Source organism: Streptomyces nodosus (assembly GCF_008704995.1).
Taxonomy (GTDB): domain Bacteria; phylum Actinomycetota; class Actinomycetes; order Streptomycetales; family Streptomycetaceae; genus Streptomyces; species Streptomyces nodosus.
On the sequence record NZ_CP023747.1, the window covers coordinates 7,441,872 to 7,454,402 of the forward strand.

Sequence of the window (12,531 nt, forward strand, 5' to 3'; positions counted from 1 at the left end):
GAGCGGGCCAGCCGAACTCCGGTTGCTCTGCCAGGCGTTGGTGGTCCAAGGAAAGACGTCCCGCTTCCTGCGGGGAGATGCAGGTGCAAGGCCTGCCCGGCGCTCCATGACGACCCCGCCCCCTGACACACCAGGGGGCGGGGTTTTTCACATCGGCGCATCGGACATCCGAGGGTGCGACCGCCGCTCGTCCGGCTGGTGCCATGACTCCCTCCCTCACCCCGCTTCGCCGCCGACCGGGATCGCTGCGTGTGGCCGGTCGGAGGTTCGTGGTCCCGTTCCGGTGGTGCGGGTGCGCCCGGCGAGCAGAGCGATCAGAAGACTGGGAACGAGCAGCAGTCCGAAGGCGGCACCGTAGCCGGCCGGCGCGGATGTCCCGGCCCCCAGGCAGGCGTTGAGCGCGGCGGAGGACAGCGCCATCACCATGATCTGACCGATGTTCTGATTGGTCTGCATCGCACTGCTCGCATAACCCTGCCGCCCGAGGGGACTGTGCGAGAGCGACAGCACGGTCAGGGACGGGTTCAACAGCCCCATCCCCACGGCCGCGACGAGCATGGCCGCCGCGGCGGTGAGCGCCGGCACACCGGGCAGGGTCCCGGCCACGGCGAGCGCGACGGCCGTCGTCATGATCAGCGATCCCACGGCGACCAACTGGTGCCGGGGCCGGTGTTCCAGGCGCCCCTGCACCCAGGAGGCGGCTGCCCACAGCACGGCGGCACCGGTGAACGCAAGGCCCGTCACCGTCGCCGCCACACCCCGTTCGGCGATCAGCATCAAGGGCACGAACGCCTCGATGGTGAAATAGACGCCGGAGGAGAGGCCGCGCAGCAGCACGGTGGCCGGCAGCCCGGGAAACGCCCTCCAGGTACCCGGCGGAAGAAGCCGTGGCGCACAGAGGACGAGAAGCAGCAGCCCTCCGGCCGCGAACAGCAGACGTCGGCCGTCCCAGCCCGACACACCGTACTGACCGAGCGATGCGCCCAGGCTCACCGCCGTGGCGAGCAGCAACGGCGGGCGAGACGGAGGGCCGTCCGGTACCTCGGGGACTCCCTTCCAGGACGGGCCGCGCAGTACCACCACCAGGGCCAGCGCAGGCAGCAGGGTCAGGGCGGCCAGACCGTAGAACACCACCCGCCACGACCACCACTCGGACACCAGCCCGGCCAACGGGGGGCCGGTCAGTGACGGAACGACCCAGCAGGCGCTCATCAGGGCCAGTGCACGGGGCCGCAGACGTTCGGGATACGCCTGACCGATGGCGGTGTTGACGGACACCGCGACCATGCCGGCGGCCAGCCCGTCCAGGAAGCGCCCGGCCGCCAACTGCCAGATGGAGGTGCTGGCGGCGGAGACGACCAGGGTGACCACGGTCAGCGTCATGCCCGCCGCCAGTGGCCTGCGTGCCCCGGAACGGTCCGCCCAGTGACCGCCCACGACCCCGCCCAGCAGGCTCGCCGCCACAAAACAGCCCGCGACCAACGGGAACAGGGACACCCCGTCCAGGTCCCGGGCCGCGGTCGGCAGGGTGGGCACCACGGCGAGCGCGGCGAACCCGGTGAGGAACATGACCGCGGAGAAACTGGCGGTGGCGGCCCGATGGGTCCGGGAGAACAACCGCTCCTCGGCCGCTCCGTAGGGTGCCTCGGACCGTGCCGGGGGGTGTTCAGCCATGGTGGCTCGCCCGCCGCGCGCCGGCACCCGCGGTGCCGGGGCTGTCGCGGAGGAGCCACTGGACGAGCGCCTGAAGAACGCCAATGATCATGGGCGCACAAGCTATCCGGCGCCGTGCGGACGGGCCAACGATTTTCCGGTGGTGCCCGGGTTCGGGGCCACCGCCCTCCCCGTCGGTGACGGGATGTCGCGTGCGGGCCGCCCGATGACACCTGGGACGGTGTGCGCCGTCCGCCCAGGCGTCAGCGTCCGCCGTCCAGGAATCGACCGAGGTCGGTGTCCAGGTCCAGCGCGTCGGACTCGCTGCCGGGAGGCACCAGCCGATAGGTGCGGCACAGCCAGCGCTCGACCGCGGGGAGCGGGGCGGTGAGATGGGCGGAGCCGTGCGGTGAGGACAGCAGCAGATGCAGCAGCGAGGTCGGCCTGGATCCGGTCGGCCAGATCCGTACATCGCCGCTCCCGCTGGGTGTTCGTGTTCCCTCGGTGAGCAGGTCTCGGGCGAAGATCCATGGGGTCAGACCGTGGACGCTGTTGTGGAAGAGGAGTTCCACGGCGAGCGGATCCTGTGTTCTGTAGAGCAGTTGGGTCGGTACCACGACCCTTACGCCGAGGGGGGACACGAGCTCCATGTCGAGCATGTGGTCCACGCAGCTTTTCATGGCCGGGTGTGCACGGGGTCGGCGACGCCCTCAGGCGACGCGACCCGCTGCGGGGGAACGGCGGCCGGAGCCGCGGTGAAGGTGCGATGGCCGAAGACGTGCTTCATGGTCTGTCTTTCTCCTTGATCTGCACGGGACTTGGCATCCGTGGCTGGGAGTGCCGGGGCCGGGGGAGCCCTGAGGAGTGAACGGTCCGCTGGGTTGCGCCGCCGTCGATGTGCGGGCCGGTACGGGGAGCCCGGGCGCGGAGCCCGGCTGTAGCGGTCCTCTGCGGCGGCCTTCCCTAACGGCCCTACGCCCACGCTCATCCGGGGGTGAACGCCAATCGCATTGCCCGGCGGGCGTGTTCATGGTCGAGGTCGGCCAGCAGCCGTTCCATGTCGGTCATGAGCGATCCATAGAGGTGCCATGCGCCCGGCTTGGTGAGGCTGCCCTCGCCGATCAGGCCGGTCATGGTCGTGTGCCAGGCCAGCGCCCGGTCGATCGCCTCACGCAGTTGCTCGGGCGTCGCGGTGCCGGAGGGACCCGGCCCGGTGGGCAGCACGGTGAACTCCCGGACCGCTTCCCCGGCCAGGTGCAGGGTTTCGGCGTAGCGGGCGAGGAATTCCTGCCCCAGACGGTGTCCGGCGTGCTGGTCGCGGGCGTTGTCGGCCAGGGTCCGGGCGATTCCGCGGACCTGGAGCGAGACTCCCCGCAAGGCGTTGAAAGTCTCACTGTGGGCCGTCTCCTTGCGCCGGCCGTGGATGAGGCACCGCGTGTTCCAGCGCAGGCTTTCGTCGGCGTTCCTCAGCTGTTCCTCGGCACGGGTCAGGCGCTGTTCCAGTCTGCGTGCCCGGTGCAGCCAGGCGTGCGCTCCGGAAGCGAGCCGGTGCCGGCCGAGGCCGGTGCCCATGTCGTCCAGCAGGTGCGCCATGGCGTGCGCGACCTCGTGCACCGCGGAATCCGATGCGTCGAGGTAGAGGGGCGGCAGGACGAGGGCGTTGACGAGGATGCCCACCACGGCGCCGACCAGCGTCTGCAGTACCGGGGACACCAGGCCGTTCATGGGGTCGGCCGCGGTGGCGGCCAGTGCGACGACCGCGGTGGACGCGATCTGGAGCCGGTCGTCGGTACCGCGGCGGGGGCCCGCCAGGACGGCCACGAGCGCGATGACGGCGACCGCGCCCGCCGTGGCGCCCAGCAGCCGGACGGTCAACAGGGCGAGGACAAGACCGGCCACCTTGGCGCTGACATTGCGTGCCGCTTGTGTGACGGAGCGGTAGACCGTGGAGGCGTTGACCATCAGGAAAGCGGTGGCGACCGCCAGATAGGGGTGGCCCGCGGGAGACCAGGGGGCCGCGACGCCCCAGGCCAGCAGGGCCGCGGCCACGGTCTTGGCGCCATGCGCCAGGTGTGCGGCCCACTCGGCGCGGAGCCGGGCCGTCGGCCGCCGGGCGGTTCTTCGGGTGACCGTCCGGAAGAGCCCCGACGGTGTAGTTGAAACTTGCACGAGTTGGATGATGGCACCTTTTGTCCGGCTTGGTCGAGTGAGGTCCGCCACGGTGCCGCGCCCCGCCTGCTCCTTTTGCTCGCGAGTCGCTGACGTGTTCATCTATTCCGATATGCCCGAGTGATGTGTTTCACGGTGGTAGTTTATTGTTCAACTAGGTCGGTGGTGCGTAGCTTGAACGGCGATGAAGACCAGTGGATTACATCGTTCACGGCCGAGACCGATGGACGGTGCAAGGAGGAAAGATCATGAAGAAGTTCATGCGTCACATGGCGGCCGCGGGCGTTTCCACCGCACTCGCCGGAAGTGTTTTCTTCGTGGCCGGCGGCACCGCGTCCGCGGCCACCGGGCAGGTGCATGAGCACGTTCCCTCCCGGACCGTCGTGGTCCAGGACGCGCAGGCCCCCACCGCCCATGACGAGTCCCTCGGCGGGAGCGGTGTCCGTTCCGCCCACCGTTCCGACAGCCGGGACCATGGCGGAGAGGGAATCGTCGTCCACGTCCGCCTCCACACCGGCGAGCACTCGGTCAGCGCCCGTATCGACCCTTGGATCGCCGACCAGTTGGTCCTGGCCGACCCCTGGATCAGGGACCAGCTGGTGCTGTTCGGGGCGGGCGCCGGGCTTGGTGTCTGATTCCTGCCAGCACGACGGGGGCGGGCCGACGACGCTGGGCCCATGACCGTATACACACCCCTGCCCATCCCTCCCGCAGCCCTCGAGGAACTACGCCGCGCCGATGACGCCGGCCGGCCTCTGCGGCCGTATGTCGCCTGCGAGGACGGCATCCCCCTCGACTGCGTGGGCAGTCCGCTGCGGTGCTGTCTGCGGGCCGTCGAACCCGGTGAGCGGGTCGCCCTCGTCTCGTACGCGCCCCTGCGGCGGTGGGCGGCGGCGACCGGCGCGGACCCCGGGGCGTACGACGAGGCGGGGCCGGTGTTCATCCATGCCGGGGAATGCGAGGGGCCGCGGGACACCGGGGGCTACCCCTTCGCGAGGCCCGGGGCGCTGCGCACCGTCCGCCGCTATGACGCCGAGGGACACATCGTCGGGGGCGGACTCCTCGAGATCCCCGAGGACGCCGGCACCGGTTTCGACCGGGCCTTCATGGAAGCGTTCAGCGAACCGGAGGTGGCGCTGGTGCATGTGCGGGCCGTGGAGTACGGCTGCTTCCACTTCGAGGTACGGCGCCCGTAGACCGGGTCACCGCGCTGCTCGATCCGCCGGACCGGCACAGGACGGCACCGTCGTCCACCGTGCTCGGGGACCCCGCCGGTCCGCCGAGAGCCCTCGGCGGACCGGTCGCCTCCTCGGTCAGGGCAGCATGCTCTCGACGAGGTCGGCGGCGCGCGCGGTGCCGCCCTCGGCCTGCGCCTCGGCGCGCAGCCGTGCCGAGCGACGGGCGACCTCCGGGTCGGTGACCAGGTCGAGCAGGGCCGCCCGCAGGGCCTCGGCGGTGGCGTCCGGGGTGTCGATACGGCGGGCCACGCCCAGTTCCACCAGCCGGTCGGCGTTGATGAACTGTTCGGCGGCCTGCGGCACCGCGATCATCGGGACGCCCGACAGCAGCCCTTCGCCGCAGCCGCCCATTCCGGCGTGGGTGACGAAGGCGTCCGCCTGCGCCAGGACCGCCCGCTGCGCGACCCAGGAGTGCACCTCGACATGGGGCGGGATGTCGCCGAGTTCCCGCGGGTCGGTGTACTTGCCGATCTGCAGGACGACGTGCCAGCCGGGCAGGTCGCCGTAGGCCGCCAGACACCGGCGGTAGAACTCCGGCTGACGGGTGAACGCCGAACCCAGGGAGATCAGCAGCACGTTCTCGGCGCCTGCCGGGCGGGTCCAGCCGTCCGCGCCCGCCGTTGTGTCGAAGCAGGGTCCGACGAAGGTCACCGTGTCGGTGTCGACATGGTCGGCGTGCGGCTGCATCGCCCGGGTGATCAGCGCCAGGGCCCGCGCGGGACGGCCGGAGAAGGTGTCCACATCGGTGGTGGACGCCCCGCAGTCGGCGAGCCACCGCGCGAACTTCGCCCGGTGGGCGTCGGCGCCCGGCAGTTGCCACAGCTGCGGCGCGATGTCCTGGTCGTAGCCCTCCCAGGCCACGAAGGTCGGCGACAGTTGCAGGACGGGCCTGCCCTGGGCTTCGGCGAGGGCGCGCGCGGCATAGGCGCCGATGTCGTACAGATACAGGTCCGCCGGGTCGTGGTCGTAGGCGGCGTGCAGTTGGGGGAGCGCCTGGACGGCGTCGTCGAGGAAGAGATCCATCGCTGCGATGGGGTCGTCGGGCCAGTTGTTGTCGCCGACCGGCAGTACGGAGGTGCAGGGGACGAGTTCGGCGCCGGTGGCCTCGATCAGTTCGGCGACCGCCGGGTCGTTGGCGTAGGTCACCCGGTGGCCACGGGCCACCAGCTCACGGATGATCTCAAGGCTCGGCAGGACATGGCTGACGGCGGGGATGCCGACCATCGCGACATGGGCACGGCGACGGGACACGGAAGGCATGGAAGGCATGGAAGCTCACTCGATTCAGGTCTACGGCGAAAAGGACACGGCAGGCCCATGCATCGGCCTCCCCGAGAACGACGTGGTCGTAGGGGGCACACATGGACATGCGGGAGCGGAGCCGGGGCGCTGCCCCGACCGTGTCAGCCGTAGATCTGATAGAGGTGCATGCCCGCGACTCTAACCGCCCTCCGATTTCCGCGCACCGCAATAACCGGCGCGGCCTCCTGATTGTTGACGGTTGACGGGAGGGATCTGTCGAGATGTCACGGCTCAAGACCGCGCCCAGGACAGGCAGGACCTGTGAAACCTGCCCTACTGCTCCTCCAGGAAGGCCGAAACCGCCTCGGTGAACGCCTCCGGCGCCGCCTGGTGGATCAGGTGCCCGACCGGGACGGTGACCAGCCGCCCGCCGGGGATACGGCGGGCGAGTTCGGCCACGCCGTCCTGCGGAACATGGCTCCGGGGGCCGCCGGCGAGCACCAGGGTCTTGGCGGTGATCCGGCCGAGCCGCTCCAGCCAGCCGGGGTCAGGCACATCGATCTGCCGTCTGACGGCCAGCACCATCTCCCAGTCGAAGGTCAGGGTGCCGTCCGGCCGGGTCGGGGTGGTCCTCTCCCGGGGACGGGGAGTCGACACATCCTCCAGGACGAGCCGGCTCACCCGCTGCGGACAGTTCTCCGCGAGCAGATAGGCCACGATCCCGCCCATGGAGTGTCCGATCAGATCCACCGGGCCAAGGCCCAGCGCGTTCAGGAACCGGAGCACATCGGTCTGCATGAGTTCGAGCGAATACTCCCCGGGCCAGTCGCTTCGGCCGTGACCGCGGAGGTCGAGGGCGTACACTCGTCGACTCCGGGCGAGGGCGGGCACCACCACCTCCCAGTCGGTGGCACTCTCGCCCAGCGCGTGCAACAGGACGAGCGGTGGAGCATCCGGCGGACCCCAGAGCCGATAGGCCAGCCGAATCCCGCCGACAGCGAGCGAATGTTGAGTAACCATGCCCGGAGGATAGGTGAGCGTGCCCTGCCGGAGACGAGCCTGATCCCGTAGGTATCCCGTTAGGCAGGACGCTCGATCGTTGGGCTCATCTTGCCTTACGGTGGCGCCATGAGCGATCACTCCGAAGCACCTGTCATGCCCGTCGAGGCGTATGAACCCCCTTACTATGTGGCTGTCTTCACTGCGGTGCGCACCCAGGACCAGAGCGGCTTCGGCGAGACCAACGCGCGCATGGAAGACCTGGTGAAGGAGATCCCTGGGTTCTTGGGGATGGACCATGCGCAGACTCCTGGGGGTCTGGGCATCACTGTCGGGTACTTCCGTGACGCCGATGCCCTCACGGAGTGGCGGAGCAATGTCGAGCACCGCGCGGCGCAACAGCGCGGGCGAGTGCAGTGGTACCAGAGCTACACGCTGCATGTGGCGAAGGTGGAGCGGAGTCACGGGTTCACGCGAGCGGAGGTCCCGCAGAGCTCGACGGCAGACTGACCGCGCGCCCGCGCAGGGCCGCCGGGGGTCACGGGCGGAGCCGGACGGGTGGGGTGGCCCTGGGAACGGCCGTCGGCGCCTCCAGGCAGACGGACGGCAGCCCGGAGGCGGGCGACCAGCGGCGATCCGGGGTGTGAAGCTCGCCTCGGCGCACAGGCCGGTGATCCGGTCGTACAGCCCCGGTCCGGCCTCGCGGGGCAGGAGGACGAACGGTGAGTCCGCCAACTGTCCGACGCGGACCACCCGTTGTGCCGCGAACGGGTGCCCGGACGGCAGCACGGCTACGAAGGGCTCGGTCAGGACGGTCCCGAAGGTCAACCCGGGCTCGTCGGGCGGCCGGCCTCGACGAGGACGACGAAGGCGTGCAGTTGCTGGAGGGGGAGTTCGGGACGTGTTCCGTACGCCGATGCATATCTGACCGGTCCTGGGCGGGTAATGGACGTATCGATGCAGGTCACCTAGCGTTCGGCGCATGACAGAGCGACTGACGCAGAACCCGGCGGACCGGATGGGGCAGCGGCCGGGGGAACGGCGCGCGATCCTCAGCGGCTCGACGTTCGAGGAGCAGATCGGCTACGCCCGGGCCGTGGTGGACGGCGACTGGGTGCATGTCGCCGGGACGACGGGTTTCGACTACGCCGCCATGACGATCTCCGACGACGTGGTGGAACAGGCCGAGCAGTGTCTGCGTAACATCGAGGTGGCGCTGACCGAGGCGGGCTGCACTCTCGCCGATGTGGTGAGGGTGCGGTACATGTTCCCCGACCGCGAGGATTTCGAGCCGTGCTGGCCGGCCCTGCGCCGCGCCTTCGGTGGGATCCGACCGGCCGCGACCATGCTGGTCTGCGGCCTCTCCGACCCCCGTATGAAGATCGAGATCGAGGCGTACGCCCGCCGGCCGACTGCCGTGTGACAGCCCACACCATCGCCCGTGCCCAGGCGGGAGGCATGGCCCAGGGCGTACGAGGTGGCGCGTCGTCACGTCCTACTCATCCGGGTCCCAGGCGCTGAGCTGCTCGAAGAGACGTCGGTCGCCGTCGAGCTTCAGGGAGTTGATCGGGATACGGTCGTGCAGGATGAGGACCAGCTCGCTGGCCGTGCCCCGAGCGGAGGCAGAAGCGGCGGCCGCGTCCGGGTCCTGGCCGGCAGCGGTGGCCGGCGTGGTGCCGGGCCCCGGGAGGCGGGCGGTCCGTGCGCCGTCGGCCGAGAGCGAGAGGCGCCAGGAGCGGCCCTCGGAGGCGTGGAAGTCGACGGTAGCGGGCTTGTGCGGCCAGGCACTTGTCGTTGCGACGCAGGTGGACAGGAACTCGTCGACACCGTCGAGCGCCACCTCGTCCGGCAGCGGCTGCGGGGCACCTACGGTGATCTGGGCGTCGTACGTGTGCACCGCCATCTGCTGGAGCTGGTGCCGAGCTACGGCACCGGAGGTCTGCGGCGACTGCGACGTCTCCCACCACGTCCAGCAACCGCGATCCGGGCCGGCCTTCCGCAATGCGTCCAGCAGTTGCTCCGTGGACTCCGCCAACCAGGCCAGCAGGGCCTCGCGTTCCCGAGGCGCAGCCGGGGCGCCCTCCGCTGCGGACTTGGCCGGAGCAGGCCCTGCGGCGACGGTGGCGGCCCAGGCGCGGCGCCCCTCGCCGATGTGCTGCGCCAGATCGAACAGCGTCCACTCGGGGCAGGTCGGCACCTGTACGTCGAGGCTGGGCGCGGAGGCGACCGCAGCGCGGAAGGCAGTCGACCGTTCGTCGATCAGCCGCAGCAGAACGGGGAACTCGAGTGTCATTGTCACCCTGAAGCTCTATCACTGCGTTCCTACAATCGGACAGCGATTTTCGCAGCCGCCATGGCGTCCCCGTCCCCGCTGTACCGCGGGTCCCCAAGGCCGGGCTCGGGCCTGACGAGCGCCGTCGCAGGCGTCGCCGATTCCCGTGTGCCCGCAGCCGTGCAGCCCGGCGTCGAGGCTCTGATGGCGCAGGTCGCCCGGACACTGCGGGACGCGGTGCGGATGTGGTGAACCCGGGCGGTCCGCTGCCGGGGCACTGCGACGGCCGCGGTCATCCATGAGCGACGGTGACCAACACGTCTCCGGCCTAGGAGACTTCGGCTTCGTGCAGTACCGTCCGGATCACATGCCGGGCGTTGCGTGCCATCACTTGGTTCGTCCGTCGGTAGTACGGCAGAGCGATCAGCGCCTGTGAGAACGTTCTCCCGCGGCCGCGGCGCCAGGTCGCGTCGTCCACGCCCAGTGATTCGCGGAAGACCTCCCTCGCTCCGGCCGGCAGTAGATTCCATGCCGGGAACAGATCGCACGCCGGATCGCCAACCCCCAGGCACCCGAAGTCGATCACGGAGGTCAGCCTGCCACCGTCCACCAGCAGATTGCCCGGCATCAGATCGGCATGCAGCCACACCGGCGGCCCTTCCCAGGCGGCGGCTCGCAGCGCGTCCTCCCATACGACCGTCACGGCGTCGCAGTCGACGCCCTCCTCCGGGATCCCGCGCAGTTCCTCGATCGCCGCCCGGGTCGACGCGTCGAGCGAGGCCACCGGACCGCCGCGGTAGGCATCCGGTGCTCCCGGCAGGGTGATGCTCCGCATCGCTGCCACGAACCCGGCCAGTTCCTCGGCCAGCAGCACCGGCTCGCTCAGCGCCCCCGCCTCGGGGTTCTCTCCCGCCAACCACCGGTACACCGACCACGGCCATGGATACCCCTCGGCGGGAACCCCGGCCCCGAGCACTTCGGGGACGGGGACGGGCAGCCTGGAGGCGAGGCGGGGAAGCCACTCCTGCTCCATGGATACGTCCGCGGCCCCGCCCTCCACCAACGGCAGCCGAACGACCATGTCGTCGCCCAGCCGGTACATGGCATTGACCGTGCCGCCGGACGGAAACCGCTCCACCGCCAACCCCGCCCACTGGGGAAACTGCGCGGCGATCAGCCGCCGTACCAGGTCGTCGTCGATGGGGTGCATACCGGGGTGCATCAGCCCTGTGCTCATGGCACGGTATCCGACCGCCGGACGCAGACGGACGTCAAAGGCTTTACCGGCCGGCCCTTCTGCGGCACCAATTAGCCGTGCAGCCACACCCGCAGTGGACCGATCGCCTCGAAGCCATGGCTGAGCGCGGTCGCCAGGTCCTCACCGTGCTCGTAACCGACCACCGGCACGGCGGGGAAGAGTCGGTGCACCGCGTCCAGCACCACCGGCCAGGCCGTGTCAGGGCCGCCGTCCCGTGCGAAGACATTGGAGAGGGCGACTACATGGTCACTACGGCTCGCCACCGCACCGGCGACCACCCCGCCGTCGACGGACCGTCCGGCGAGAACGAAGGTGGCCGGGTCGTCCAGAAGTTCCGGCCGGAAGAGATCCGCGTCGCCGTCTCCGCCGTCCCAGGCGAGCGCCCAGGCGCGCAGTGTCTCCGAATCGTCGACCACGTCCCAGGTGAGATCCGATGCGGTGGCCGGCGCACTCGCCGGACGGTGGATCCACTGCGCCTCGAACAGCACATGGAAACCGGCTTCCGTCAGATCGAGATCGGCGAAGCTGTCCTTGACGGTGGCGCCGGGCGCGGCCGTGTCGATCCGGGCCGTCAGTGCGGCCGGGTCGGTGTCCGGGGCCAGCGTCACCGCGTCGGGATAGTACGGCGGTGTTCGGACCGGGGCGGTCCAGGCCTGGTGCCCGAACTCGCCTGCCACACCGTGCGACCGGCTCACCACCGCACACCACTCGGCGTTGCTGCGGGCGGCGGCCCGGACCAAGAACATCTTCGATGCCGTCATGCCTGCGCATCCTGGCTGTTCCGTGCACGCGCGTCGAACGGCTTTCCGCCGACCGCAGCATGGACTCACCGCGGCGCTGCAAGGACCACGCCATGTCGAAAAGCCTGATTCAACATGCCTGACCAGCCAGGCCACCTGCGTCGCGGAACAGGCACGTTCCCGCAGAACGTCTGCGCAGGTGTGTGACACCATGCATCGGACGAGACGCTGGCTGGGGAGGGGAGCATGGCGCCCGTGAAGACCTGTGACCGGCATGTCGTCGATCCGGCCGAGCGGCCGGGGACCTTGACCTTGCTGACGCTTCCGGGTGTGCCCGATGAGGAGTGAACTGCGGGAACGGTGGGGCGGACAGCCGGTCTGGGCGAGGTGGGTTCTCGCGGTGTATGTCATCGGGTTCCTCGAGGGAGCCTGCGCCCACGTTCTTGACCTGGCCCGTGACGGCATCCATGCCTATGCGGCGTTTCCGCAGGTTCCGCTCCAGGTGTTCTTCGTGGGCCTGGTGATTCTCGATCCGCTGGTCGTCGTGCTGGTGGTGCTCGTGCGGCGGGAAGGGATCTGGCTGGCGAGCGCCGTGATGGTGGCGGACGTCTTCGCGAACTGGTGGGGCAACCGGCACTGGCTGCAGGATGACCCCGCGAACCTTGTCCGGCTGTCGCCCGTCACCCTTTTCGGCGTGTTCGTCGTCGCGTTCGCACATCCGCTGTGCTGGACGATCGCCGGGACTGCGGGCAGGCCCCGGGCGGCCCTGCCGACTGCCTGACGACTCCTGCTTCGTCCGGTCTGGAACATGAGCGGCCCATGGGTGCCTCGCTGTTTCCCGCTGCCCCGTGAGCCGCATTGGCAACGCATCAGTGAACGACCGGAAGTGATCGCGTGACGTGACCGCGAGGTGGGGAGGTATGACCGTCATTGACTGTCGGTAGTGAGGGGGATACGTGA

The 12,531-nt window shown here is 70.0% G+C and carries 13 protein-coding genes, 1 tRNA gene and 1 pseudogene; 6 read left to right on the forward strand and 9 right to left on the reverse strand.

From position 1 onward, the window contains the following. Positions 1 to 34 precede the first annotated feature (34 nt). A tRNA-Arg gene (locus CP978_RS33125) sits at positions 35 to 107 on the forward strand. A 109-nt stretch (positions 108 to 216) separates the two neighbouring features. Here CP978_RS33125 and CP978_RS33130 read toward each other — a convergent pair. From CP978_RS33130 to CP978_RS33140, 3 genes are all read right to left on the reverse strand, one after another. Next, entirely contained in the window at positions 217 to 1,674 is a 1,458-nt protein-coding gene (locus CP978_RS33130; protein WP_079162440.1) for an MFS transporter, read from the reverse strand. A 242-nt stretch (positions 1,675 to 1,916) separates the two neighbouring features. Beyond that, complete coding sequence (locus tag CP978_RS33135) at positions 1,917 to 2,333, reverse strand: SsgA family sporulation/cell division regulator (RefSeq protein WP_052454443.1); 417 nt, start codon at positions 2,331 to 2,333, stop codon at positions 1,917 to 1,919. Between the two features lie 304 nt (positions 2,334 to 2,637). Next, positions 2,638 to 3,822: an FUSC family protein gene (locus CP978_RS33140; protein WP_158508377.1), complete on the reverse strand. Its 1,185-nt coding sequence runs from the start codon at positions 3,820 to 3,822 to the stop codon at positions 2,638 to 2,640. A gap of 248 nt (positions 3,823 to 4,070) precedes the next feature. Between CP978_RS33140 and CP978_RS33145 the strand changes: the two genes are divergently transcribed. Then, positions 4,071 to 4,457, forward strand: a complete 387-nt coding sequence (locus CP978_RS33145) for a hypothetical protein (protein WP_043447194.1) — start codon at positions 4,071 to 4,073, stop codon at positions 4,455 to 4,457. Between the two features lie 42 nt (positions 4,458 to 4,499). Further along, a complete protein-coding gene (locus tag CP978_RS33150; protein ID WP_043447197.1) occupies positions 4,500 to 5,018 on the forward strand; it encodes a DUF1203 domain-containing protein in 519 nt (172 codons plus the stop codon). 117 nt (positions 5,019 to 5,135) lie between these two features. Here CP978_RS33150 and CP978_RS33155 read toward each other — a convergent pair whose 3' ends face one another. Continuing rightward, a complete protein-coding gene (locus tag CP978_RS33155; RefSeq protein ID WP_376697985.1) occupies positions 5,136 to 6,329 on the reverse strand; it encodes a macrolide family glycosyltransferase in 1,194 nt (397 codons plus the stop codon). Positions 6,330 to 6,635: 306 nt separating this feature from the next. Further along, on the reverse strand, positions 6,636 to 7,322 hold the full coding sequence (locus CP978_RS33160; protein WP_043447201.1) for an alpha/beta fold hydrolase: 687 nt from the start codon (positions 7,320 to 7,322) through the stop codon (positions 6,636 to 6,638). A gap of 108 nt (positions 7,323 to 7,430) precedes the next feature. On the opposite strand from CP978_RS33160, the gene CP978_RS33165 reads away from it, so the two are divergent. Further along, complete coding sequence (locus CP978_RS33165) at positions 7,431 to 7,811, forward strand: antibiotic biosynthesis monooxygenase family protein (RefSeq protein WP_043447203.1); 381 nt, start codon at positions 7,431 to 7,433, stop codon at positions 7,809 to 7,811. Between the two features lie 132 nt (positions 7,812 to 7,943). Here the strand turns inward: CP978_RS33165 and CP978_RS36500 are convergent. Continuing rightward, positions 7,944 to 8,285, reverse strand: a pseudogene (locus tag CP978_RS36500) (LysR substrate-binding domain-containing protein); the annotation flags it as partial. Here CP978_RS36500 and CP978_RS33175 point away from each other — a divergent pair. Next, positions 8,284 to 8,724, forward strand: a complete 441-nt coding sequence (locus CP978_RS33175) for a RidA family protein (protein ID WP_227745579.1) — start codon at positions 8,284 to 8,286, stop codon at positions 8,722 to 8,724. The pseudogene CP978_RS36500 and the gene CP978_RS33175 sit on opposite strands and share 2 nt — an antisense overlap. A 72-nt stretch (positions 8,725 to 8,796) precedes the next feature. On the opposite strand, the gene CP978_RS33180 is transcribed toward CP978_RS33175, so the two are convergent. From CP978_RS33180 to CP978_RS33195, 3 genes are all read right to left on the reverse strand, one after another. Then, positions 8,797 to 9,600: a maleylpyruvate isomerase family mycothiol-dependent enzyme gene (locus CP978_RS33180; protein ID WP_107070488.1), complete on the reverse strand. Its 804-nt coding sequence runs from the start codon at positions 9,598 to 9,600 to the stop codon at positions 8,797 to 8,799. 301 nt (positions 9,601 to 9,901) lie between these two features. Beyond that, positions 9,902 to 10,810, reverse strand: coding sequence for an aminoglycoside phosphotransferase family protein (locus tag CP978_RS33190; protein WP_043447207.1), 909 nt, complete (start codon positions 10,808 to 10,810; stop codon positions 9,902 to 9,904). Between the two features lie 71 nt (positions 10,811 to 10,881). Continuing rightward, positions 10,882 to 11,592, reverse strand: a complete 711-nt coding sequence (locus CP978_RS33195) for a hypothetical protein (RefSeq protein ID WP_043447209.1) — start codon at positions 11,590 to 11,592, stop codon at positions 10,882 to 10,884. A 379-nt stretch (positions 11,593 to 11,971) separates the two neighbouring features. Between CP978_RS33195 and CP978_RS33200 the strand changes: the two genes are divergently transcribed. Then, positions 11,972 to 12,352 carry a hypothetical protein gene (locus CP978_RS33200; RefSeq protein WP_043447211.1) on the forward strand — a complete coding sequence of 127 codons (381 nt, stop codon included), beginning with the start codon at positions 11,972 to 11,974 and terminating at the stop codon, positions 12,350 to 12,352. The last annotated feature ends 179 nt before the right edge of the window (positions 12,353 to 12,531 follow it).

What these genes read in the sequence shown, in the direction of transcription:
- CP978_RS33160 (WP_043447201.1), bottom strand. Translation starts at nt 7,322, where the DNA reads ATGGTTACTCAACATTCGCTCGCTGTCGGCGGGATTCGGCTGGCCTAT.
- CP978_RS33135 (WP_052454443.1), bottom strand. Translation starts at nt 2,333, where the DNA reads ATGAAAAGCTGCGTGGACCACATGCTCGACATGGAGCTCGTGTCCCCC.
- CP978_RS33150 (WP_043447197.1), top strand. Translation starts at nt 4,500, where the DNA reads ATGACCGTATACACACCCCTGCCCATCCCTCCCGCAGCCCTCGAGGAA.
- CP978_RS33145 (WP_043447194.1), top strand. Translation starts at nt 4,071, where the DNA reads ATGAAGAAGTTCATGCGTCACATGGCGGCCGCGGGCGTTTCCACCGCA.
- CP978_RS33195 (WP_043447209.1), bottom strand. Translation starts at nt 11,592, where the DNA reads ATGACGGCATCGAAGATGTTCTTGGTCCGGGCCGCCGCCCGCAGCAAC.
- CP978_RS33190 (WP_043447207.1), bottom strand. Translation starts at nt 10,810, where the DNA reads ATGAGCACAGGGCTGATGCACCCCGGTATGCACCCCATCGACGACGAC.
- CP978_RS33155 (WP_376697985.1), bottom strand. Translation starts at nt 6,329, where the DNA reads ATGCCTTCCATGCCTTCCGTGTCCCGTCGCCGTGCCCATGTCGCGATG.
- CP978_RS33175 (WP_227745579.1), top strand. Translation starts at nt 8,284, where the DNA reads ATGACAGAGCGACTGACGCAGAACCCGGCGGACCGGATGGGGCAGCGG.
- CP978_RS33165 (WP_043447203.1), top strand. Translation starts at nt 7,431, where the DNA reads ATGAGCGATCACTCCGAAGCACCTGTCATGCCCGTCGAGGCGTATGAA.
- CP978_RS33130 (WP_079162440.1), bottom strand. Translation starts at nt 1,674, where the DNA reads ATGGCTGAACACCCCCCGGCACGGTCCGAGGCACCCTACGGAGCGGCC.